This window comes from Pseudomonas sp. BCA17, assembly GCF_004519405.1.
GTDB lineage: Bacteria > Pseudomonadota > Gammaproteobacteria > Pseudomonadales > Pseudomonadaceae > Aquipseudomonas.
Window position 1 is genome coordinate 82,775 of record NZ_SGWI01000009.1, and the last position, 23,649, is coordinate 106,423.

General features: G+C 60.0%; 18 protein-coding genes and 2 tRNA genes. 18 read left to right on the forward strand and 2 right to left on the reverse strand.

The annotated features are described in order from the left end of the window. Window positions 1-15: 15 nt before the first annotated feature. The 10 genes from EXW71_RS26460 to EXW71_RS26505 all read left to right on the forward strand — a co-directional run bounded on the left by EXW71_RS26460 (window position 16) and on the right by EXW71_RS26505 (window position 13,032). Window positions 16-1,437 (forward strand): N-acetylmuramoyl-L-alanine amidase, encoded by a 1,422-nt coding sequence (locus EXW71_RS26460; protein ID WP_123716118.1) that lies wholly within the window; start codon window positions 16-18, stop codon window positions 1,435-1,437. Continuing rightward, window positions 1,437-3,362, forward strand: coding sequence for a DNA mismatch repair endonuclease MutL (gene mutL, locus EXW71_RS26465; protein ID WP_123716117.1), 1,926 nt, complete (start codon window positions 1,437-1,439; stop codon window positions 3,360-3,362). The genes EXW71_RS26460 and mutL overlap by 1 nt, the downstream gene beginning before the upstream one ends. Continuing rightward, on the forward strand, window positions 3,362-4,333 hold the full coding sequence (miaA, locus tag EXW71_RS26470; protein WP_134661004.1) for a tRNA (adenosine(37)-N6)-dimethylallyltransferase MiaA: 972 nt from the start codon (window positions 3,362-3,364) through the stop codon (window positions 4,331-4,333). Before mutL ends, miaA begins: the two co-directional genes overlap by 1 nt. Window positions 4,334-4,427: 94 nt before the next feature. Then, on the forward strand, window positions 4,428-4,685 hold the full coding sequence (hfq, locus tag EXW71_RS26475; protein WP_123716115.1) for an RNA chaperone Hfq: 258 nt from the start codon (window positions 4,428-4,430) through the stop codon (window positions 4,683-4,685). Window positions 4,686-4,697: 12 nt separating this feature from the next. Further along, window positions 4,698-5,999: a ribosome rescue GTPase HflX gene (hflX, locus tag EXW71_RS26480; protein ID WP_010213610.1), complete on the forward strand. Its 1,302-nt coding sequence runs from the start codon at window positions 4,698-4,700 to the stop codon at window positions 5,997-5,999. Window positions 6,000-6,095: 96 nt separating this feature from the next. Further along, the gene (gene hflK, locus EXW71_RS26485) at window positions 6,096-7,271 is read left to right on the forward strand and encodes an FtsH protease activity modulator HflK (protein ID WP_123716114.1); all 1,176 of its coding nucleotides are present in this window, start codon (window positions 6,096-6,098) and stop codon (window positions 7,269-7,271) included. Then, on the forward strand, window positions 7,271-8,137 hold the full coding sequence (gene hflC / locus EXW71_RS26490; protein ID WP_016976907.1) for a protease modulator HflC: 867 nt from the start codon (window positions 7,271-7,273) through the stop codon (window positions 8,135-8,137). Before hflK ends, hflC begins: the two co-directional genes overlap by 1 nt. Window positions 8,138-8,427: 290 nt before the next feature. Beyond that, window positions 8,428-9,615, forward strand: coding sequence for an ATP phosphoribosyltransferase regulatory subunit (locus tag EXW71_RS26495; protein ID WP_123716113.1), 1,188 nt, complete (start codon window positions 8,428-8,430; stop codon window positions 9,613-9,615). Between the two features lie 54 nt (window positions 9,616-9,669). Further along, complete coding sequence (locus tag EXW71_RS26500; RefSeq protein WP_134661003.1) at window positions 9,670-10,959, forward strand: adenylosuccinate synthase; 1,290 nt, start codon at window positions 9,670-9,672, stop codon at window positions 10,957-10,959. A gap of 138 nt (window positions 10,960-11,097) precedes the next feature. Then, complete coding sequence (locus EXW71_RS26505) at window positions 11,098-13,032, forward strand: methyl-accepting chemotaxis protein (protein WP_134661002.1); 1,935 nt, start codon at window positions 11,098-11,100, stop codon at window positions 13,030-13,032. 383 nt (window positions 13,033-13,415) lie between these two features. Here EXW71_RS26505 and EXW71_RS26510 read toward each other — a convergent pair. Beyond that, window positions 13,416-13,502, reverse strand: a tRNA-Leu gene (locus EXW71_RS26510). Window positions 13,503-13,680: 178 nt separating this feature from the next. Beyond that, window positions 13,681-13,767, reverse strand: a tRNA-Leu gene (locus EXW71_RS26515). 224 nt (window positions 13,768-13,991) lie between these two features. Here EXW71_RS26515 and rnr point away from each other — a divergent pair. From rnr to EXW71_RS26555, 8 genes are all read left to right on the forward strand, one after another. Continuing rightward, window positions 13,992-16,622, forward strand: coding sequence for a ribonuclease R (gene rnr, locus EXW71_RS26520; RefSeq protein WP_134661001.1), 2,631 nt, complete (start codon window positions 13,992-13,994; stop codon window positions 16,620-16,622). Continuing rightward, window positions 16,619-17,368: a 23S rRNA (guanosine(2251)-2'-O)-methyltransferase RlmB gene (rlmB, locus tag EXW71_RS26525; RefSeq protein ID WP_123716111.1), complete on the forward strand. Its 750-nt coding sequence runs from the start codon at window positions 16,619-16,621 to the stop codon at window positions 17,366-17,368. Before rnr ends, rlmB begins: the two co-directional genes overlap by 4 nt. Before the next feature lie 209 nt (window positions 17,369-17,577). Next, the gene (rpsF, locus tag EXW71_RS26530) at window positions 17,578-18,000 is read left to right on the forward strand and encodes a 30S ribosomal protein S6 (protein ID WP_003236224.1); all 423 of its coding nucleotides are present in this window, start codon (window positions 17,578-17,580) and stop codon (window positions 17,998-18,000) included. A 28-nt stretch (window positions 18,001-18,028) separates the two neighbouring features. Beyond that, window positions 18,029-18,259 (forward strand): 30S ribosomal protein S18, encoded by a 231-nt coding sequence (gene rpsR, locus EXW71_RS26535; RefSeq protein WP_002551829.1) that lies wholly within the window; start codon window positions 18,029-18,031, stop codon window positions 18,257-18,259. 36 nt (window positions 18,260-18,295) lie between these two features. Next, window positions 18,296-19,189: a hypothetical protein gene (locus EXW71_RS26540; protein ID WP_123716110.1), complete on the forward strand. Its 894-nt coding sequence runs from the start codon at window positions 18,296-18,298 to the stop codon at window positions 19,187-19,189. An 18-nt stretch (window positions 19,190-19,207) separates the two neighbouring features. Beyond that, window positions 19,208-19,654: a 50S ribosomal protein L9 gene (gene rplI / locus EXW71_RS26545; RefSeq protein WP_003171376.1), complete on the forward strand. Its 447-nt coding sequence runs from the start codon at window positions 19,208-19,210 to the stop codon at window positions 19,652-19,654. Window positions 19,655-19,764: 110 nt separating this feature from the next. Continuing rightward, entirely contained in the window at window positions 19,765-21,162 is a 1,398-nt protein-coding gene (dnaB, locus tag EXW71_RS26550) for a replicative DNA helicase (protein ID WP_034095616.1), read from the forward strand. Between the two features lie 110 nt (window positions 21,163-21,272). Continuing rightward, on the forward strand, window positions 21,273-23,576 hold the full coding sequence (locus EXW71_RS26555; RefSeq protein WP_123716109.1) for a YgiQ family radical SAM protein: 2,304 nt from the start codon (window positions 21,273-21,275) through the stop codon (window positions 23,574-23,576). The last annotated feature ends 73 nt before the right edge of the window (window positions 23,577-23,649 follow it).

The window sequence follows — 23,649 nt, forward strand, 5'->3', positions numbered from 1 at the left end:
TTGGTGGGGTTAGGTATGCGCTTTCGCGCGTTGGTTGCTGTCGTAGGGGTATTGCTTGCGGCAATGACTTTCAATGCTCTGGCTGCTTCGCAGGTGAAAAGTGTTCGCCTGTGGCGAGCTCCGGATAACACGCGACTGGTGTTCGACCTGTCTGGCCCGGTCCAGCACAGCGTCTTTACCCTGACGGCGCCCGATCGCCTGGTGATCGACATCAACGGTGCGACCCTGGGCGCGCCGCTCAAAGTGTCCACCGCCAACACCCCGATTACCTCCATGCGCTCGGCACAGCGTACGCCGACCGATCTGCGTGTTGTTATCGACCTGAAAAAGGCCGTGACCCCGAAAAGCTTCTCTCTGGCACCGAATGCCCAGTATGGCAACCGGTTGGTGGTCGATCTGTTCGACAACGCCGCCGACGCCAACCCGTCGCCGGCGCCGACCCCGAGCGTAGCCACCGTACCCGCCGTGCCGGTCAATCCGTCGCAGCCGCAGGTCAAGTTGCCGCCACCACCGCCGGCACCGCCGGGCAAGCGCGACATTATCGTGGTGATCGATGCCGGCCACGGCGGCGAAGACCCGGGTGCGTCCGGCTCGCGCGGCCAGCATGAGAAAGATGTGGTCCTGTCCATCGCCCGTGAGCTGCAGCGCCAGGTCAACGCGATGAAAGGCTATCGTGCCGAGCTGACCCGTACCGGCGACTACTTCATTCCTTTGCGCGGTCGTACCGAAATTGCGCGCAAGAAGGGCGCCGACTTGTTTGTCTCGATCCATGCCGACGCCGCACCTTCGTCCGCAGCCTTCGGTGCTTCGGTGTTCGCCTTGTCTGATCGCGGCGCCACTTCCGAGACCGCCCGTTGGTTGGCCGACAGTGAAAACCGTTCCGACTTGATAGGCGGGGCCGGTAACGTGTCATTGGATGACAAGGACAAAATGCTCGCCGGCGTGTTGCTCGACCTGTCGATGACCGCTTCGCTGACCTCCAGCCTGAACGTCGGCCAGAAGGTACTGAGCAATATCGGCCGCGTCACTTCGCTGCACAAACAGCGGGTGGAGCAGGCTGGGTTCATGGTGTTGAAGTCGCCGGATATCCCGTCGATCCTGGTGGAAACCGGGTTTATCTCCAACTCCAACGAAGCGTCCAAGCTGGCCAGTACCAGCCACCAGCAGGCGCTGGCCCGTTCGATCAGTGCAGGTATTCGCCAGTTCTTCCAGCAGAACCCGCCACCGGGCACTTATATTGCCTGGCTGCGTGACTCCGGGAAAATCGCCCAGGGCCCGCGTGATCATCGCGTGCAGCCCGGCGACACCCTGGCCATGCTGGCTGTGAGGTTCCAGGTTTCGCCCGCGACGTTGCGCAACGCGAACAACCTGAAAACCGATGAGTTGAAAGTCGGCCAGGTGTTGACCATCCCCGGCACTGAATTGGCGGCGCAGTAATGAGTGAATCACAGTTGAACAGCGGCTCACGCATCGAACTGCTCAGCCCGCGCCTGGCCAACCAGATTGCTGCGGGCGAGGTGGTTGAGCGTCCGGCGTCGGTGATCAAGGAACTGCTGGAAAACAGCATTGACTCCGGCGCCAAGCGCATCGACGTCGATGTGGAGCAGGGCGGTGTCAAGCTCCTGCGCGTGCGCGACGACGGCAGCGGTATCTCCTCCGATGACCTGCCGCTGGCCCTGGCCCGTCACGCCACCAGCAAAATCCGCGACCTGGAAGACCTTGAACGGGTGATGAGCCTGGGGTTTCGCGGCGAGGCCCTGGCCTCTATCAGCTCCGTGGCCCGCCTGACCCTGACTTCCCGCACCCGCGACGCCGACCAGGCCTGGCAGGTAGAAACCGAAGGCCGTGACATGGCGCCTCGGGTCCAGCCGGCTGCGCATCCCGTGGGTACGTCGGTGGAAGTGCGCGATCTGTTCTTCAACACGCCGGCGCGCCGCAAATTCCTCAAGGCCGAAAAAACCGAATTCGACCACCTGCAAGAAGTGATCAAGCGCCTGGCGTTGGCGCGCTTCGACGTGGCTTTTCATCTTCGCCATAACGGCAAGTCCATCCTCAGTCTGCACGAAGCCAATGACGACGCGGCCCGCGCACGTCGTGTAGCGGCCGTTTGCGGCTCGGGTTTTCTGGAGCAGGCACTGCCGATTGAAATCGAGCGCAATGGCTTGCGCCTGTGGGGTTGGGTCGGGTTGCCGACGTTTTCCCGCAGCCAGGCGGACCTGCAGTATTTCTTCGTGAATGGTCGTGCCGTGCGCGACAAGCTGGTAGCCCACGCGGTGCGCCAGGCGTATCGCGATGTCCTGTTCAATGGGCGGCACCCCACGTTTGTACTGTTTTTTGAGGTGGACCCGTCGGTGGTGGACGTCAACGTGCACCCGACCAAACACGAAGTGCGTTTCCGTGACGGGCGCATGGTGCATGACTTCCTTTATGGCACGTTGCACCGCGCCTTGGGCGATGTACGCCCGGATGATCAGCTGTCTGCGCCTATCGTGACGGCGGTGGTACGACCTAGCGGTCCGCAAGCCGGTGAGTTCGGCCCTCAGGGAGAAATGAGCCTGGCCGCCAACCTGCTGCAATCGACGCAGCCGCAACCTTCGTATACGGCTTCAAGCTCTGGTTCTGGCTCAGGTGCCGGCGCGGGTTATCAATATCAATACACTCCGCGCCCGCAGTCGGCGGTACCGGTGGCGGAAGCCCAGGCGGCCTATCGCGAGTTCTTTGCGCCGTTGCCGGGGGCCGAGCCGGGCGCCGTTGCATTGCCGGAGGGCGGTGGTGATATTCCGCCGTTGGGTTACGCGCTGGCGCAACTCAAAGGCATCTACATCCTGGCGGAAAACGCCCATGGTCTGGTGCTGGTCGACATGCATGCCGCGCATGAGCGGATCATGTACGAACGCTTGAAGATCGCCATGGCCAGCGAAGGTCTCAGCGGCCAGCCGCTGTTGGTACCGGAGTCCCTGGCGGTCAGCCAGCGTGAAGCCGATTGCGCCGAAGAGCATCACAGCGTGTTTCAGAAACTCGGCTTCGAATTGCAGCGCCTCGGTCCGGAAACCCTGGCGATCCGCCAGATTCCTGCACTGCTCAAGCAGGCCGAAGCCAATCGCCTGGTGGCTGACGTGCTAGCAGACTTGATGGAGTACGGCACCAGCGACCGCATTCAGGCGCACATCAACGAATTGCTCGGCACTATGGCTTGTCACGGTGCCATCCGAGCCAATCGCCGCCTGGCCCTGCCGGAAATGAACGGACTGCTGCGCGACATGGAAAACACCGAGCGCAGCGGGCAATGCAACCATGGCCGGCCGACCTGGACCCAGATGGGCCTGGATGACCTGGACAAACTGTTCTTGCGCGGCCGTTGATGAGTGCCTTGCCCCCCGCAATCTTTCTGATGGGCCCCACGGCCGCCGGCAAGACCGACCTGGCCATCGAACTGACCAAGGTGTTGCCGTGCGAGTTGATCAGTGTCGACTCTGCCCTGGTTTACCGGGACATGGATATCGGTACGGCCAAGCCTTCAAAAGCGTTGTTGGCCCAGTACCCGCACCGGCTGATCGACATTATCGACCCGGCCGAGAGCTATTCGGCGGCGGATTTTCGTACCGACGCCCTGTCGGCCATGGCCGACATCACCGCGCGGGGCAATATTCCGCTGCTGGTGGGCGGCACGATGCTCTACTACAAGGCTTTGCAGGAAGGCTTGGCGGATATGCCGCCAGCTGACGCCCGGGTGCGCGCCGAGCTTGAGCAGGAGGCTGCGCGCCTTGGCTGGCAAGCCCTGCACGAGCAGTTGGCGTCTGTCGATCCGGTCTCTGCCGCACGCATTCACCCTAATGACCCCCAGCGCCTCACCCGCGCCTTGGAAGTCTGGCGTGTGAGCGGTCAGACCATGACTGAACACAGGCTGAAACAAACTGCGCAAAGTGCTGATGCAGACGCATCTGGACACTCACAATTGCCCTATACTGTGGCGAATCTGGCCATTGCTCCGGCAAATCGCCAGGTGTTGCATGAACGAATTGCACAAAGATTCACAATTATGTTGGAACAGGGGTTTGTGGACGAGGTCGTAGCACTGCGTTCAAGAGGTGACCTGCATCCCGGGCTACCTTCGATACGTGCTGTAGGCTACCGCCAAGTCTGGGATCATCTGGATGGCAAGCTGACGTCGGCCGAAATGCAGGAGCGCGGCATCATCGCCACGCGCCAATTGGCCAAACGGCAGTTCACCTGGCTGCGCAGCTGGAGCGATTTGCACTGGTTGGACAGCCTGGACAGCGACAATCTGTCACGCGCCTTGAAATACTTGGGAACGGTCTCCATATTGAGCTGAGTCCTTGCAATTGCCGTCTATCCTTGGGGGTGTGACGGCCATAAGCTATCTATTTTCCGCTTTTTTATTATTGATCCTTATAGGAGTGCGACACATGTCAAAAGGGCATTCGCTACAAGACCCTTACTTGAATACTTTACGTAAAGAGAAAGTGGGGGTTTCCATCTACCTGGTCAACGGGATCAAGCTGCAAGGCACGATCGAGTCGTTCGACCAGTTCGTGATCCTGCTGAAAAATACCGTCAGCCAGATGGTCTACAAGCACGCTATCTCGACAGTCGTTCCAGTTCGTCCAGTCCGTCTGCCTAGCGCAGGTGATGAACAGGGTGACGCTGAGCCAGGTAACGCCTGATAGGAGTCTCCTTTGTTCTTTGAGCGCCACGGTGGTGGTGAGCGAGTAATCCTCGTTCACTTGGATGGACAGGACCCTGAGGCGCGCGAAGATCCGCAGGAGTTTCAGGAGTTGGCAAATTCGGCCGGCGCCGAGACCGTTGCGTTTTTTAACGTGCCGCGTCATCGGCCAACCGCCAAATTCCTGATTGGCAGCGGCAAGGTCGAGGAACTTCGCGACCTCGTGCACGCCGAAGAAGCCGATCTGGTGATCTTCAATCACGTCCTCACACCCAGTCAGGAACGTAACCTCGAACGTGTCTTCGAGTGTCGCGTGATCGACCGTACCGGTCTGATTCTCGATATCTTCGCCCAGCGCGCCCGTACCCATGAAGGCAAGCTCCAGGTTGAACTGGCCCAGCTTGACCACATGAGCACCCGGCTGGTCCGCGGCTGGACTCACCTTGAGCGCCAGGGGGGCGGTATCGGTATGCGCGGCCCGGGTGAAACCCAGCTTGAAACCGACCGACGCCTGTTGCGGGTTCGCCTGCGCCAGATCAAGGGGCGCCTGGAGAAAGTGCGCAGCCAGCGCGAGCAGTCGCGCCGTGGCCGTTCCCGTGCGGATATCCCTACCGTTTCCCTGGTGGGCTACACCAACGCCGGTAAATCCACGCTGTTCAATAACGTGACGAAATCCGACGTGTACGCGGCCGACCAACTGTTCGCCACGCTCGACCCGACCTTGCGCCGTCTGGACCTGGATGACCTGGGGCCGATTGTCCTGGCTGATACTGTGGGTTTTATTCGTCACTTGCCCCACAAGCTGGTCGAAGCGTTTCGGTCTACGCTCGAAGAGTCGAGCAACTCGGATCTGCTGTTGCACGTGATCGATGCGGCCGAACCGGATCGCATGTTGCAGATTGAGCAGGTGATGTTGGTACTGGGCGAGATTGGTGCACAGGACTTGCCGATCCTCGAGGTCTATAACAAACTCGATTTGCTTGAAGGCGTAGAGCCACAAATTCAACGCGACGAGAACGGCAAGCCCCAGCGGGTATGGCTGTCAGCGCGTGATGGGAGTGGTTTGGAATTGCTCGAACAAGCCATTGCCGAGCTGTTGGGCAGTGATTTGTTTGTCGGTACCTTGCGCTTGCCTCAGCGTTTTGCTCGACTGCGTGCACAGTTTTTCGAGTTGGGCGCGGTACAGAAAGAAGAGCACGACGAAGAAGGTGTCAGCCTGCTGGCCGTTCGATTGCCGCGCTCGGAACTGAATCGGCTGGTCAGCCGTGAAGGCGTTGTGCCGGCGGAGTTCATCGAACAACACACTTTGCAATAAAAGCCTGAGAAAGCGGTTGTGCCGCAGCAGCAGGCATTCTGTAGCATTGGTCGGCGCGCCGTGGGCGCGTCTTTGCTTTATCAGATGGAGAGCGCTATGGCTTGGAATGAGCCGGGTGGCAACTCGAATAATCAGGATCCTTGGGGTGGTAAGCGCCGCAATAATGGCGACCGCAAGGGGCCACCGGATCTCGACGAGGCCTTCCGAAAGCTGCAGGAAAGCCTGAATGGGTTGTTCGGTGGTGGGAAAAAAAGTGGTGGTGACGACGGCGGTCGCACAAGCAAGGGTGGCGGCTACGGCCTGCTCGGCCTGGGGCTTGTCGTGCTGGCAGCCGTGTGGCTGTACAGCGCGGTCTACGTAGTGGACGAGCAGGAGCAAGCCGTGGTGCTGCGCTTCGGCAAGTACTACGAGACCGTTGGGCCGGGCCTGAACATCTACTTCCCGCCAATCGACAAGAAGTACATGGAGAACGTCACGCGTGAGCGTGCCTACACCAAGCAGGGCCAGATGCTGACCGAAGACGAGAACATCGTCGAAGTGCCGCTGACCGTGCAGTACAAGATCAGCAACCTGCAGGACTTCGTGCTGAACGTCGATCAGCCGGAAATCAGCCTGCAGCACGCGACCGAAAGTGCCCTGCGCCATGTAGTGGGCTCCACTGCGATGGACCAGGTGCTGACCGAAGGTCGTGAGTTGATGGCCAGCGAAATCAAGGAGCGCCTGCAGCGGTTCCTCGATACCTATCGCACCGGTATCACCGTCACCCAGGTGAACGTACAGAGCGCAGCGGCACCGCGTGAAGTGCAGGAAGCCTTTGACGACGTGATCCGCGCCCGTGAAGACGAGCAGCGTTCGCGCAACCAGGCTGAAACCTATGCCAATGGCGTCGTGCCGGAAGCCCGTGGTCAGGCCCAGCGCATTCTCGAGGATGCCAACGGTTACCGTGACGAAGTGGTTTCTCGCGCCAAGGGTGAGGCGGATCGCTTTACCAAGCTGGTTGCCGAGTACCGCAAGGCTCCGGAAGTCACGCGTGAGCGTCTGTACCTGGACACCATGCAGGAAGTCTTCAGCAATACCAGCAAGGTTCTCGTGACCGGCAACAAAGGTGGGCAGAGCAATCTGCTGTACCTGCCGCTGGACAAGATGATCGAAGGTGGTCGTAGCGGCACCGGCGCGCCGTCTACCGGTTCGACATCGGCTGCCAACGAAGCGAGCGCCCGTTCGGCCGCTGACTTGCTGCAACAGCAAACACGTACCAGGGAGAGTCGTTGATGAGCAATAAATCGCTGACCGCCCTGATTGTGGGCGTCGTCGTGGTCATCGCTGCCTGGAACTGCTTCTACATCGTGTCTCAGACCGAGCGTGCGGTGTTGCTGCAATTCGGTCGTGTGGTGCAGGCGGATGTCCAGCCGGGCCTGCATGTGAAGGTCCCCTACGTCAACCAGGTGCGCAAGTTCGACGGCCGCCTGATGACCCTGGATGCACCGACACAGCGCTTCCTGACCCTGGAAAAGAAAGCCGTGATGGTTGACGCCTACGCCAAGTGGCGCGTCAAGGATGCCGAGCGTTTCTACACTGCGACCTCCGGCCTCAAGCAGATTGCCGATGAGCGTTTGTCGCGCCGTCTGGAATCGGGCCTGCGTGACCAGTTTGGTAAGCGCACCCTGCACGAGGTGGTATCCGGTGAGCGTGATGCGCTGATGGCTGACATCACGCGTTCGCTGAATGCGATGGCGGAAAAAGAGCTGGGCATTGAAGTGATCGATGTCCGGGTCAAGGCCATCGACCTGCCGAAGGAAGTGAACCGCAGCGTGTTCGAGCGCATGAGCACCGAGCGTGAGCGTGAAGCCCGTGAGCACCGCGCCAAGGGTAACGAGTTGGCCGAAGGTATCCGTGCGGATGCGGACCGTCAGCGCCGTGTACTGCTGGCGGAAGCCTATCGTGAGTCTGAAGAGGCGCGCGGTGATGGCGACGCTCAAGCGGCGGCGATCTACGCCAAGGCTTATGGTCAAGACCAGGAGTTCTACGCGTTCTACCGTAGCCTGCGTGCCTACCGTGAAAGCTTCGCGAACAAAACCGACGTCATGGTGCTGGACCCAAGTAGCGATTTCTTCCGCTACCTGGAAAAAGCCAAGTAAAAGCCTGTGACTTTAAGGCGCACTCCGTCGGGCGGCTAAAACGCCTGGCGGGGTGATCCTTTCACAAAACGGGTGTATGATGCGGCAGCCGGGAAATTCCCGGCTTTTTTGCGTCTGCGTGTTTGATTCGGCAGGCGTGACAGGTTTTTCGAGGAAAGTGCCCGACGAGGCCGCTAGCAGGCCGATCGTCACGTCGCTCTTGCGCGTGGTTTATGCAGACGGCGGGTATTTTCTGCTTCACTCAAGGCTCGGCCGAGGGCTGGCCGCCCGGATCATAGGGGAATGGCGTAATGGCAACGGTAGACCGCTGGCTGCTGCCAGATGGCATCGAAGAAGTACTGCCACCGGAAGCTGCGCGCATTGAAGTAGCGCGTCGCCAGGTGTTGGATCTGTTCCAGAGCTGGGGTTACGAGTTTGTCGTCACCCCCCATATCGAGTACCTGGAATCCCTGCTGACCGGCGCGGGCCAGGATCTGGATTTGCGCACCTTCAAGGTCATCGATCCACAATCAGGCCGGCAGATGGGCTTCCGTGCGGACATCACGCCGCAAGTGGCGCGTATCGATGCGCACACCCTGCGTCGCGAAGGTCCGAGCCGTCTGTGTTACGCCGGCAGTGTGCTGCATGCGCAGCCTCGTGCCTTGTCGTCTTCCCGTAGCCCGATCCAGTTGGGTGCCGAGTTGTACGGCGATGCCAGCCCGAGCAGCGACGTCGAAGTAATCAGCTTGATGCTGGCGATGCTGCAACTGGCGGATGTGCCGGATGTGCACATGGACCTGGGTCATGTCGGTATCTACCGCGGCCTGGCCCGTGCGGCCGGTTTGTCCGGTGAAGTGGAGCAACAGTTGTTCGATGCCCTGCAACGCAAGGCCATCGATGAGGTCGTCGCCCTGACTGCCGGCGTGCCTGCCGATCTGGCCGACATGCTGCGTGCGCTGGTGAACCTGTGCGGTGGTCGTGAAGTGCTGGTGGCTGCGCGTGAGCGCCTGGCCAATGCGCCGGCGCCGGTACTCGCGGCACTGAATGACGTACTGGCGATTGCCGAGCAGCTGTCGGCGCGTTTCCCGGAACTGCCGCTGTACTTTGATTTGGGCGAGTTGCGCGGCTACCACTACCACACCGGTGTGGTGTTCGCCGTATTTGTACCGGGTGTTGGCCAGGCCATCGCCCAGGGTGGCCGTTACGATGATATTGGCGCCGACTTCGGTCGAGCGCGTCCGGCCACTGGCTTTTCCACCGATTTGAAAACCCTGGTGACCCTGGGGCGTGCTGAGGTCGAGCTGCCGTCTGGTGGCATCTGGATGCCTGACAGTACGGACGCAGCACTCTGGCAGCAGGTTTGCCAGTTGCGCAGCGAGGGTCAGCGTGTCGTCCAGGCATTGCCTGGACAGCCATTGGCCGCCGCCCGTGAAGCGGACTGTGACCGGCAATTGATTCTGCAGAACGGGCTTTGGCAAGTATCGCCACTGGCTTCTTGAGTTTTCCTGCCGGCCATCGCCGGCACCAAGTTTGCGCGAATGAGGACAAGTGTTATGGGTAAGAATGTCGTAGTCCTGGGCACCCAATGGGGTGATGAGGGCAAAGGCAAGATCGTTGATCTGCTGACCGAACATGCTGCCGCCGTAGTGCGCTACCAAGGTGGTCACAACGCCGGCCACACGCTGGTTATCGACGGCGAAAAAACCGTCTTGCACCTGATCCCGTCTGGCGTGCTGCGCGAAGGCGTGCAGTGCCTGATTGGCAACGGCGTGGTAGTTGCACCTGACGCCTTGCTGCGTGAGATCACCAAGCTGGAAGAGAAAGGCGTACCGGTGCGCGAGCGCCTGCGTATCAGCCCTTCCTGCCCGCTGATCCTGTCCTTCCACGTTGCGCTGGACCAGGCTCGTGAAAAAGCCCGTGGCGAGCTGAAGATCGGTACCACCGGTCGTGGTATCGGCCCGGCCTACGAAGACAAGGTCGCGCGTCGCGGCCTGCGTGTGGGCGACCTGCTCAACATGCCGCGCTTTGAAGACAAGCTGCGTGAGCTGGTGGATTACCACAACTTCATGCTGGTGGGTTATTACAAAGAGCCGGCGATCGAGTTCGACAAAACCCTGGCTGAATGCAAGGAATACGCTGAGCTGCTCAAGCCGTTGATGCTGGACGTGACTGCTGAGCTGCACGACCTGCGCCGCGCCGGCAAAGACATCATGTTCGAAGGCGCCCAGGGTTCGTTGCTGGACATCGACCACGGTACCTATCCTTATGTGACCAGCTCCAACACCACCGCAGGTGGCGTTGCGACAGGTTCGGGCGTGGGTCCAATGTTCCTGGACTACATCCTGGGCATTACCAAGGCCTACACCACGCGTGTCGGTTCTGGCCCGTTCCCGACTGAGCTGTTCGACGAAGTCGGTGCGCACCTGGCCAAACAAGGTCACGAATTCGGTGCGACCACCGGGCGTGCTCGTCGTTGCGGCTGGTTCGATGCCGTTATCCTGCGTCGCGCTATCGACGTGAACAGCATCTCGGGCATCTGCCTGACCAAGCTGGACGTACTCGATGGTCTGGAAACCATCAATATCTGCGTTGGCTACAAAGATGCGCAGGGCAAGGATGTTGCTCCGACTGACGCCGACAGCTATGTGGGCCTGCTGCCAGTGTACGAAGAAGTACCGGGCTGGACCGAATCGACCGTGGGTGCCAAAACCCTGGAAGAGCTGCCCGCCAACGCCCGTGCTTATATCAAGCGTGTGGAAGAGCTGATTGGCGCACCGATCGACATTATTTCGACGGGCCCGGACCGCAACGAGACAATCGTTCTGCGTCACCCGTTCGCTTAATAAGCTGTTGATGTAAAAAGCAAAGGGCTCCTTCGGGAGCCCTTTGTCGTTTTTGCCTGGCAAACGGCACGGGCCTTGCTTCGGTTCTTTCCTTCGCGGTGCTATCGGATTAATGGCACCCAGGTGGAGGGATTCCCGATGTCTGCCGTTCTGTCATTGTTACAAAGCCGTCTGTTGCGGCCGGTGTTCGTTACCCTTGGTATCGCTCTTTTGGTGCAGGTGTTGGTGGCTGTCGCTCTGACGCGGAGCACCGTCACTGCGCTTGAGGCTGATTTGGGCAATCGGCTGGGGGGAGACAGTCAGAAATTGTCGGGTGAGCTGGCGCAAGCCGGTAAAGAGGTCACGTCGAGCCTGGACAGCCTGTCTTCGAGTACGCGCCAGCGTCTCACTACCGGTTTATCTTCGCGCTTGCAGGAAGAGCAGAAGCAGCTGCGCGCGGCTTTGGAAAAAGACTTGAAGGACTCTGCCAACGACATGGCGCAACTGCTCGCGTCGGTGGCGCCTCGCGCCATGTGGGACAGTGACGTGCCGACCCTGTCGGAGTTCGCCCGACGTGCCCAGCGTAATCCCAATGTGCTGTTCGTGGTGTATGACGATGCGGCGGGGGAGCACTTGACGCGCTACCTGAATCGGGAAAACCCGATCAACCAGGCCCTGCTGGAAAAGGGTCAGGGTGACCGTGCCCTGGACAAGGTCTTGAATGCTGCCAAGAACGATCCGTCGGTGTACTACGTCGAGGCGTCCATCAGCCCTAACGGTGTGGAAATCGGCAAGGTCATCATGGGAGTTTCGACTGCATCGGTAGAGACTGACCTGGCTGCTCTGGATAAACGCTTTGCTTTGCTCATTGCCAGCAGTGATCAACTGGTGGGTGACAGCCTCAAGGGGGCAGCTGCCGACAGTGCGAGCGCAATGGGCGCACGCCTGCAGTCGGCTCAGGTCACCGCCACTCAGATGGCTGCCAATACCGCCAGTGCTGTACAGGAGGCTGCTGGCACTCTGCGCTGGCGCATCGGTATGGGGCTCGCCATTGTCGGTTTCGGCGTACTGCTGTTGGTCGCTATCGTGTTGGGGCGTCGTGTGGTCAACCGCCTGAAGCTGCTGATTGCCGCCATGGATGATCTGGCGGCGGGTGAGGGCGACCTGACCAAGCGTGTGCAAATCAACAGCCAGGACGAAATCGGCGCCATGGCCTCGGCGGTCAATCGTTTTGTGGATAAGTTGCAACCGATCGTACGCGAGGCGGGCGATGTGGCTCAGCGAACCGGCGTAGAGATCGGAGCCATGACCCTTCGCAATGCCGGTGCTGATGCGGCGGCTGGTTTGCAGCGTGATGAAGTGGCCGAGAGCTTGCGCGCGCTGTCGCAGATGGCGGATGAGGCCCAGGCTGAAAGCCATGCAATGCAGGCGGCGTTACAGCAGGTGGTGGATATCCGTCAGGCCACGGATGAGAACTCGCGGACTTCGGCGCAAGTCGGCAGCTTGATCGAAGCCTTGGCCGGGCAAGTGCAGGCCGGCTCCCAGGTGATCGAGCGGTTGGCGCAGCAAAGCGAGCAGATCGAAGTGGTGCTGACGGTCATCCACGGGATCGCCGAGCAAACCAATTTGTTGGCCCTCAACGCTGCAATCGAAGCGGCGCGTGCCGGTGAGACCGGGCGCGGCTTTGCGGTCGTGGCGGATGAGGTGCGGGCCCTGGCCAGCAAAACCCAAAGCTCAACCGGTGACATCCAGGCCCATATCGTGGCGTTGCAGCAGGGCGCGCGTGAGGCGGTGGAAACCATCGGCAAAGCCGGGCGCCAGGCCAGCGAAGGGCTGCTGGTGTTGCGCGACAGCGTGCGCTTGCAGCAGACCGTGCAGGCGTCGGTTGAACAGGTGCATGCGGCGATCGGTTTGGCGACGCGCGCAGCCGAGCATCAGGCCCAAGGCGCCCATGCGGTACGTGGTCGTGTCGAGGTGATCCATGCACAGGCGGAGCGTGCTGCGCAGGCAGTGGTAGAGACCACCGCCAGCGGCAAGGTGCTGGACGGGTTGGCGGCGCAGTTGAAGGCGAGCCTGGGGCAGTTCCGGGCCTAGGGGTTTGTCAGCAGGGATGCTGGCAGTCCCGACGTGGCGTCAACAGGAGCGCGTAGTGCACTGTTGACGCGAATGTCAGTGCAAGCGTCACCCCCGGGCTAATGCCAGTCAGTTAAGAGTGAAGGCTGTATTTGTGGCGAGGGAGCTTGCTCCCGTTGGGCCGCGAAGCGGCCCCGCTCTTTGTTTACAAAGCATGGGACTGCTGCGCAGTCCAACGGGAGCAAGCTCCCTCGCCACAGGTTACTTTTTAGCCTTTCTCTTTCTTAACTGACTGGCATTACACCCTTAGGCTTGTCTTCAAGAAGTGCGGGGGAGGGAGTTGCAGGGAAGGTTTTCGAACGTCAGAAACGAAAAAACCCGCTTTCGCGGGTTTGATCTGAATTTGGTGCCCAGGAGAAGACTCGAACTTCCACGACCGTAAGGTCACCAGCACCTGAAGCTGGCGTGTCTACCAATTTCACCACCTGGGCATTATCAGCAACGCTTGCGCTGTTGATGGAGCGAACTATACGGAGGGCTTTTTGATCTGTAAACCCCTGATAACAAAAATATAAATCAATATTTTCGTTGAAAATCAAAGGCCTGAAACACAAAAACCCGCTTTCGCGGGTTTTTGGGAGACTCGAGGTTGAACCTTGAGTTTGAAATTGGTGCCCAGGAGAAGACTCGAACTTCCACGACCTTGCGATCACCAGCACCTGAAGCTGGCGTGTCTACCAATTTCACCACCTGGGCAGCATCAACAACGTTGCCGTCGTCGATGGCGCGCACTATACGGAGCGATTTTTGAGCTGTAAACCCCTACTATGAAAAAAACTGGGAAATTTCGTCAATGGTGGTGCAAGGTCCGTGTCAGGAGGCTGCAAAAGACTTTTAAACACTTGTTGGCGCCTGAAATTTCCCGTTTCAATACGCGTATGCCAAACTAACCCGCATATAGACAAGGTGAAAACTCTCTAATGGCCGATTGGCAATCCCTCGATCCCGAGGCCGCTCGTGAAGCGGAAAAATACGAAAACCCAATTCCTAGCCGCGAACTGATCCTGGCGCACCTCGCCGATCGGGGTTCGCCTGCTAGCCGCGAACAATTGGTTGAAGAATTCGGTCTGACCACCGAAGACCAACTCGAAGCCCTGCGCCGCCGCCTGCGCGCCATGGAGCGCGACGCACAACTGATCTACACCCGCCGTGGTACTTACGCGCCTGTGGACAAGCTCGACCTGATCCTCGGCCGTATCGCCGGTCACCGTGACGGTTTCGGCTTTCTGATCCCGGATGACGGCAGCGACGACCTGTTCATGAGTCCGGCGCAAATGCGCCTGGTGTTCGATGGCGACCGTGCCCTGGCCCGCGTATCCGGCCTGGACCGTCGCGGTCGCCGTGAGGGCGTGATCGTAGAAGTGGTGTCCCGTGGTCACGAGACCATCGTGGGGCGTTACTTCGAAGAAGGCGGTATCGGCTTTGTGGTGCCGGACAATCCCAAGGTCCAGCAGGAAGTGCTGATCACTCCGGGCCGCAATGCCAATGCCAAGGTCGGTCAGTTCGTCGAGGTGAAAATCACCCACTGGCCAACCCCGCGCTTCCAGCCGCAAGGTGATGTCATCGAAGTGGTCGGCAACTACATGGCGCCGGGCATGGAAATCGATGTCGCGCTGCGCACCTACGATATTCCTCACGTCTGGCCTGAAGCCGTCGTGAAAGAAGCCCGCAAGCTCAAGCCGGAAGTCGAAGAGAAGGACAAAGAGAAGCGCATCGACCTGCGCCACCTGCCGTTCGTCACTATCGACGGTGAAGATGCCCGCGACTTTGACGATGCGGTCTACTGCGAAGCCAAACCTGGCAAGTTGCGCCTGTTTTCCGGCGGCTGGAAGTTGTATGTGGCGATTGCCGACGTTTCCAGCTACGTGAAGATCGGCTCTGCCTTGGACAACGAAGCCCAAGTACGTGGTAACTCGGTGTACTTCCCCGAGCGCGTGATTCCGATGCTGCCCGAGGAGTTGTCCAACGGCCTGTGCTCGCTGAATCCGAAAGTCGACCGTTTGGCCATGGTATGCGAGATGACCATCTCGAAAACCGGCGAAATGACCGATTACCAGTTCTACGAAGCGGTGATCCATTCCCAGGCGCGCCTGACCTACAACAAGGTCAGCACCATCCTGGAAGCGCCGAAGACCAGCGAAGCCAAGGCTCTGCGTACCGAATACGCAGGTGTTGTGCCGCACCTCAAGCAGCTGTATGCGCTGTACAAGGTATTGTTGGGCGCACGTCATACCCGTGGCGCGATCGATTTTGAAACCCAGGAAACCCGGATTGTCTTCGGTTCCGAGCGCAAGATCGCCGCGATCACCCCGACCACCCGTAACGATGCGCACAAGCTGATCGAGGAATGCATGCTGGCGGCCAACGTGGCCACCGCTGAGTTCCTGAAAAAGCACGAAATCCCTGCGTTGTATCGTGTGCACGATGGTCCGCCACCTGAGCGTCTGGAAAAACTGCGCGCGTTCCTCGGCGAGCTCGGCCTGTCCCTGCATAAAGGCAAGGACGGCCCGACGCCGAAGGATTACCAGGCTCTGCTGGCCAGCATCAAGGATCGTCCGGATTACCATGTGATCCAGACTGTCATGCTGCGCTCCCTGAGCCAGGCGGTGTACAGCGCCGACAACCAGGGGCACTTCGGCCTGAATTACGAGGCGTACACCCACTTCACCTCGCCGATTCGCCGTTACCCGGACTTGTTGACGCACCGGGCGATCCGCAGCGTGATCCACTCCAAGCAGAACACCCCGCACGTCAAACGCGCTGGTGGCATGACCATTCCGAAGGCGCGGATCTATCCGTACGACGAAGCGGCCCTGGAACAGTTGGGCGAGCAGTGCTCCATGAGCGAGCGCCGTGCCGACGAAGCGACCCGCGACGTGGTGAACTGGCTCAAGTGCGAGTTCATGAAGGATCGCGTAGGCGAGTCGTTCCCAGGCGTGATCACGGCCGTGACCGGTTTTGGTTTGTTCGTCGAGTTGACCGACATCTACGTCGAGGGGCTGGTGCACGTAACCGCCTTGCCGGGTGACTACTATCACTTCGATCCGGTGCATCACCGCCTGGCAGGCGAGCGCACCGGTCGCAGCTTCCGTTTGGGCGACACCGTGGAAGTGCAGGTCATGCGCGTCGACCTCGACGAGCGCAAGATCGACTTCGGCATGTCCGACAAACCCGCCGAATCACCGGGCAACCGTAAAAAGCGTGGCAGCGAAACCGCTGCGCCAGCCTCCAAGGGCAAAAGCGCTCCTGCAAAAGCAGCAGAGCCTGAGCCGGCCAGGGCCGGTCGTCGTTCGTCCACCAAGGACAAGGCCGCCGAAGCCTACCGCCCAAGCGATGCCGCTGCGAAAAACGCTGAGCTGCGCAAGAGCCGTGAGTTGAAGCAGCAGTTGCTCAACGAAGCCAAAAATGGTGGTAAAGCGGCGTCTGGGGGAAAGTCCCGCGCGGCGGAAAATCCGTCAAGCAAACCGAGTAAACACCGTAAAGGCCCGCCTAAAGCGGGTTCGGCCCCCGCGAAAAGCGGCGGGTCGCGCAAACCTAAGGCCAAGTCATGAGTCTGGAAAAAATCTACGGCGTGCACGCCGTGGAAGCACTGCTGCGTCACCATCCCAAGCGCGTCAAGCAGGTGTGGCTGGCAGAAGGTCGCAGCGAGCCGCGTGTGCAAACGCTGGTCGAACTGGCCAACGAAAACCGCGTCGCCATCGGCCAGGCCGAACGTCGTGAAATGGATGCGTGGGTGGAAGGCGTTCACCAGGGTGTGGTTGCGGACGTCAGTCCGAGCCAGGTCTGGGGCGAAGCGATGCTTGATGAGCTGCTCGACCGTACTGAAGGCGCGCCGCTGCTGCTGGTGCTGGACGGCGTGACCGACCCGCACAACCTCGGTGCTTGCCTGCGCTCGGCGGATGCCGCCGGTGCGCTGGCGGTGATCGTGCCTAAAGACAAGTCGGCGACCTTGACGCCGGTCGTGCGTAAAGTCGCCTGTGGCGCGGCCGAAGTGATTCCGCTGGTGGCCGTGACCAACCTGGCGCGTACCCTGGAGAAACTCCAGCAGCGTGGCCTGTGGGTTGTGGGTACGGCAGGGGAGGCTGAGGTCAGCATTTATGACCAGGACCTCACCGGCCCGACCATCCTGATCATGGGCGCCGAAGGCAAGGGCATGCGCCGCCTCACCCGTGAGCATTGCGATTACCTGGTGCACCTGCCGATGGCTGGTAGCGTCAGCAGCCTCAACGTGTCGGTCGCCACCGGCGTGTGCCTGTTCGAAGCGCAGCGTCAGCGGGCCGCTACGCGAAAGCGCTGAGTTTCCAGCTCTAAGCTGCAAGTTTGAACGCTCGGTGGCATTACCACTTGTAGCGTGCAGCTTGCAGCTTGCCCCCTGCTCCTCTACTATTGCGCCCCTTGCCTTCCTGGCAGGCACCGATGTGCCTCTCTGCGGCAAGATCCATAAGTGTCATTCACTCCTTGTCTGACCGTTTTTGAGCGGCAGGCTACAACCCGTAAGGAGCATTCATGCGTCATTACGAAATCATCTTTTTGGTCCACCCGGATCAAAGCGAGCAAGTCGGCGGCATGGTTGAGCGTTACACCAAGCTGATCGAAGAAGACGGCGGCAAAATCCACCGTCTGGAAGATTGGGGCCGTCGTCAACTGGCCTACGCAATCAACAATGTTCACAAGGCTCACTACGTGATGCTGAACGTTGAGTGCACTGGCAAGGCCCTGGCCGAGCTGGAAGACAACTTCCGCTACAACGATGCAGTGATCCGTAACCTGGTCATCCGTCGCGAAGAAGCCGTTACCGGCCAATCCGAGATGCTCAAGGCTGAAGAAAACCGCAGTGAGCGCCGTGAGCGTCGCGACCGTCCTGAGCACGAAGGCGCTGATAGCGCTGATAGTGATGACAGCGACAACAGCGATAACGCTGACGAGTAATCCACGGACCTTTTAAGGAGCCTATCAAATGGCACGTTTCTTCCGTCGTCGTAAATTCTGCCGCTTCACCGCTGAAGACGTGAAAGAGATCGATTACAAAGATCTCAACACTCTGAAAGCCTACGTATCCGAGACCGGCAAAATCGTTCCAAGCCGTATCACCGGTACCAAAGCTCGTTATCAGCGTCAGCTGGCCACCGCTATCAAGCGCGCCCGCTTCCTGGCCCTGCTGGCCTACACCGACAGCCACGGCCGCTGAGACCGGGCAGTCGACAAGTAGTAAGGGATTGAATGCATGCGCGCCTTAGCTGAGTTCATCATGCGCGGCCGTGTGCAGGCCACTCTGGTAGTGGCTGGCTGTGCGGCATTGCCGTTGTTTTATTGGTTGGGTGCTGCTGCAGGTTGCCTTGTGCTCCTGCGGCGCGGTTTGAAGGACGCCGTTGGCGTTCTTGCCTTGGGATTGTTGCCGGCCTTGATCTGGTGGCTGCAATTCGGTGATCCACGGGTACTTCTGGTACTGCTGGGGTCATCGAGCCTTGCGTTGGTTTTACGCGCAAGCGAGTCCTGGGTCCGTACGCTGCTGGTCAGCGTGGCATTGGGTTTGGTGTACTCGGTGATGCTTGGCGCGGCTTTCCGCCCGCAGATCGAGGCGCTGGCGCAAGAGATCGTCAAGATCCTGCCGCTGGCCCTCGGGGATATCTACCAGCAATTGTCGGTAGATGAGCGAGCGCGGTTTGTGTCACTGATTGCTCCGGTCCTGACCGGCCTGATTGCGGCACTGTTGCAGGTTGTCAGCGTGATGAGCCTGATTCTTGGGCGTTACTGGCAGGCGTTGTTGTACAACCCGGGTGGTTTTGGTCGCGAATTCCGCAGTATCAGAATCCCGGCCGGGCCGGCGATGTTGCTGCTGGCGTGCATGGTTGTCGGGCCGAACTTCGGTCCTCAGATGGCCTTGCTTGCGCCGATTTGCAGCGTACCGCTGGTGTTTGCCGGACTGGCCTTGATCCATGGGCTGGTTGCGCGAAAGCGCCTGGCCAAGTTTTGGCTGGTGGGGTTGTACGTCACGTTGTTGCTGTTCATGCAGCTGATCTATCCGTTACTCGTGGTTTTGGCCATTGTCGACGGCCTGATTGATTTTCGCGGTCGTCTGGCGCCGAAAGACGCCGATAGCGCGAACGGTGAAGGTTAAAAGTTAGAGGATTTTCACATGCAACTGATCCTTCTGGAAAAAGTCGCCAACCTGGGCAACCTGGGCGACAAAGTGAACGTTAAGGCCGGCTACGGTCGTAACTACCTGCTGCCATACGGCAAAGCCACCGCTGCAACCGCTGCCAACCTGGCTGCGTTTGAAGAGCGTCGTGCTGAGCTGGAAAAAGCAGCAGCAGACAAAAAAGCTTCGGCTGAAACCCGCGCTGCCCAACTGGCTGAGCTGGAAGTGACTATCACTGCCACCGCTGGTGACGAAGGCAAGCTGTTCGGTTCGATCGGCACCCACGACATCGCTGATGCACTGACCGCCTCGGGCGTTGAAGTGCAGAAGAGCGAAGTTCGTCTGCCGAACGGCACCATCCGCAACGTAGGCGAATTCGACGTAGCCGTGCACCTGCACGCTGAAGTTGAAGCCACCGTACGCGTTGTCGTGGTAGCAGCTTAAGTCGCACCTAACTGGCTGGCACCTCGTGTGCCAGACGGTTAACATCGGGCACGATCCTGTTTACAGGTCGTGCCTTTTGTTTTTCTACACACCCCCAATTCCAAGTGGCCATGAACGATATTTCAGCTCCCGAGCAATACGATCTGCAAACCGCTGCCCTGAAGGTGCCGCCGCATTCCATCGAGGCCGAACAGGCCGTGCTCGGTGGCTTGATGCTGGACAACAACGCCTGGGAACGCGTGCTGGATCAGGTTTCGGACGGCGATTTCTATCGGCATGACCACCGCCTGATCTTCCGCGCCATCGCCAAGCTGGCCGACCAGAACTCGCCGATCGACGTGGTGACCCTGGCCGAGCAACTCGACAAGGAAGGCCAGACCTCCCAGGTCGGCGGTCTCGGTTACCTGGGAGAGCTTGCGAAAAATACGCCGTCCGTCGCCAACATCAAGGCCTATGCCCAGATCGTTCGCCAACGGGCCACTCTGCGTCAGTTGATCGGTATCAGCACCGAAATCGCCGACAGCGCCTTCAACCCCGAGGGGCGCACGGCCGAAGAAATTCTTGATGAGGCCGAGCGCCAGATCTTCCAGATCGCTGAAGCGCGGCCCAAAACCGGCGGGCCGGTAGGCGTCAACGAGTTGTTGACCAAGGCCATCGACCGCATCGACACCCTGTTCAACACCGATGCCGCCATTACCGGTATTTCCACCGGCTACACCGACCTCGACGAGAAAACCAGCGGCCTGCAACCGGCCGACTTGATCATCGTCGCCGGCCGTCCGTCGATGGGTAAGACCACCTTCGCGATGAACCTGGTGGAAAACGCCGTATTGCGCAGTGACAAGACGGTATTGGTGTACTCCCTCGAGATGCCTGGCGAATCGCTGATCATGCGTATGCTCTCGTCACTGGGGCGCATCGACCAGACCAAGGTGCGTTCCGGCCAACTGGAAGACGATGACTGGCCGCGCCTGACCTCGGCGGTCAACCTGCTCAACGACCGCAAGCTTTTCATCGATGACACCGCCGGCATCAGCCCGTCGGAAATGCGCGCGCGTACCCGCCGCCTGGTGCGTGAGCACGGTGACATCGCGCTGATCATGATCGATTACCTGCAGTTGATGCAGATCCCGGGTTCCAGTGGCGACAACCGTACCAACGAGATTTCCGAAATCTCCCGATCCTTGAAAGCCCTGGCCAAGGAATTCAACTGCCCGGTGGTGGCGCTGTCCCAGCTCAACCGCTCCCTGGAGCAACGCCCCAACAAGCGTCCGGTGAACTCCGACTTGCGGGAATCCGGAGCGATCGAGCAGGACGCCGACGTAATCATGTTCGTGTATCGCGATGAGGTGTATCACCCCGAGACCGAACACAAAGGCATCGCCGAAATCATCATCGGCAAGCAGCGGAACGGCCCCATCGGTTTCATCCGGTTGGCCTTCATCGGCAAGTACACGCGTTTCGAGAACCTGGCGCCGGGTAGTTACAACTTCGACGACGACGAGTAAGCCCTCTGCTCAATTCCGACCGTTATCGTCGGAATTGGTCAAAATTTGTGCTATATTCCGCGCCCGCGATTTCTCATCTCAGTTTTTTCATCTCAACACCGGTCATCGTCATGCAAACAGCCAAGCCGTTATTTGACTATCCCAAGTACTGGGCCGAGTGTTTCGGTCCAGCGCCGTTCCTGCCGATGAGCAGGGAGGAGATGGATCAGCTTGGCTGGGATTCCTGCGACATCATCATCGTCACCGGTGATGCCTACGTTGACCATCCGTCGTTCGGCATGGCGATCATCGGCCGGCTGCTGGAGTCCCAGGGCTTTCGCGTCGGGATCATTGCCCAGCCGAACTGGCAGTCCAAAGACGACTTCATGAAGCTCGGCGAGCCGAACCTGTTCTTCGGCGTCGCGGCCGGCAACATGGATTCGATGATCAACCGCTACACCGCCGACAAGAAAATCCGCTCCGACGACGCCTACACCCCCGGCGGCATGGCCGGCAAGCGCCCGGACCGCGCGAGCCTGGTGTACAGCCAGCGTTGCAAGGAAGCCTACAAACACGTGCCGATCGTGCTCGGCGGCATTGAAGCCTCCCTGCGCCGGATCGCCCACTACGACTATTGGCAGGACCGGGTGCGCAACTCGATCCTGATCGACGCCAGCGCCGACATCCTGCTGTACGGCAACGCCGAGCGGGCCATCGTCGAGGTTGCCCAGCGCCTGTCGTGGGGCCACAAGATCGAAGACATCACCGATGTGCGCGGCACCGCGTTCATTCGCCGTGACACGCCTGCGGGCTGGTACGAAGTGGACTCCACGCGTATCGATCGTCCGGGCAAGATCGACAAGATCATCAACCCGTACGTGAATACCCAGGACACCCAGGCCTGCGCCATCGAGCAAGAAAAGGGGCCTGTTGAAGATCCGTCGGAAGCCAAGGTCGTGCAGATCCTGGCCAGCCCGAAGATGACCCGCGACAAGACCGTGATCCGCCTGCCCTCGGTGGAAAAGGTGCGCAATGACGCCGTGCTCTATGCCCATGCCAACCGCGTGTTGCACCTGGAAACCAACCCGGGCAACGCCCGCGCCCTGGTGCAGAAGCACGGTGAAGTGGACGTGTGGTTCAACCCGCCGCCCATACCGATGACCACCGAAGAAATGGATTACGTGTTCGGCATGCCTTACGCACGTATTCCGCACCCGGCGTATGGCAAGGAAAAAATCCCGGCCTACGACATGATCCGTTTCTCGGTGAACATCATGCGGGGCTGCTTCGGCGGCTGCACGTTCTGCTCGATCACCGAGCATGAAGGTCGCATCATCCAGAACCGTTCCGAAGAGTCGATCATTCGCGAGATCGAAGAGATCCGCGACAAGGTTCCGGGTTTTACCGGGGTCATCTCCGACCTCGGCGGCCCGACCGCGAACATGTACCGGATTGCCTGCAAGAGCCCGGAAATCGAATCTGCGTGCCGCAAGCCATCGTGCGTGTTCCCGGGCATCTGCCCGAACCTCAACACCGACCACTCGTCGTTGATCCAGCTGTATCGCAGCGCCCGTGCATTGCCGGGTGTGAAGAAGATCCTGATCGCTTCCGGCCTGCGCTACGACCTGGCCGTGGAGTCGCCGGAGTATGTGAAAGAGTTGGTCACGCACCACGTCGGTGGCTACCTCAAGATCGCTCCGGAACACACCGAGGAAGGCCCGCTCAACCAGATGATGAAGCCGGGCATCGGCAGCTATGACAAGTTCAAGCGCATGTTCGAGAAGTACACCAAGGAAGCGGGCAAGGAGCAGTACCTGATTCCTTACTTCATCGCGGCTCACCCCGGCACCACTGATGAAGACATGATGAACCTGGCCCTGTGGCTCAAGGGCAACGGCTTCCGTGCCGACCAGGTGCAGGCGTTCTACCCGTCACCGATGGCCACCGCCACGGCGATGTACCACTCGGGAAAGAACCCGCTGCGCAAGGTCACCTACAAGAGCGATGCGGTGACCATCGTCAAGAGCGAGGAGCAGCGCCGTCTGCACAAGGCGTTCCTGCGCTATCACGACCCTAAAGGCTGGCCGATGCTGCGTGAGGCATTGACCCGCATGGGCCGTGCCGACCTGATCGGGCCGGGCAAGGACCAATTGATTCCGCTGCACCAGCCGTCCACCGACAGCTACCAGAGTGCACGTCGCAAGAACTCGACACCGGCAGGCAGCCACAAGGTCGCCAAGGAAACCACCACCCGGATCCTCACTCAGCACACCGGCCTGCCACCCCGTGGCAGCGACGGCAGCAACCCGTGGGACAAGCGCGAGCAAGCCAAGGCCGCGGCCCAGGCGCGCAACAAGCAGGCCGCCAAGGAGCGCACCGATGCGGCCAAGGGCAAAGGCAAGAAGCCTGCCCGCAAGCCGGTCGTGCCGCGTTGATCGCAGCCTGAAACGCAACACGCCAGCCAAGTGCTGGCGTTTTGCTTTCTAGCGGGTAGGTAGCCTGTTTGTT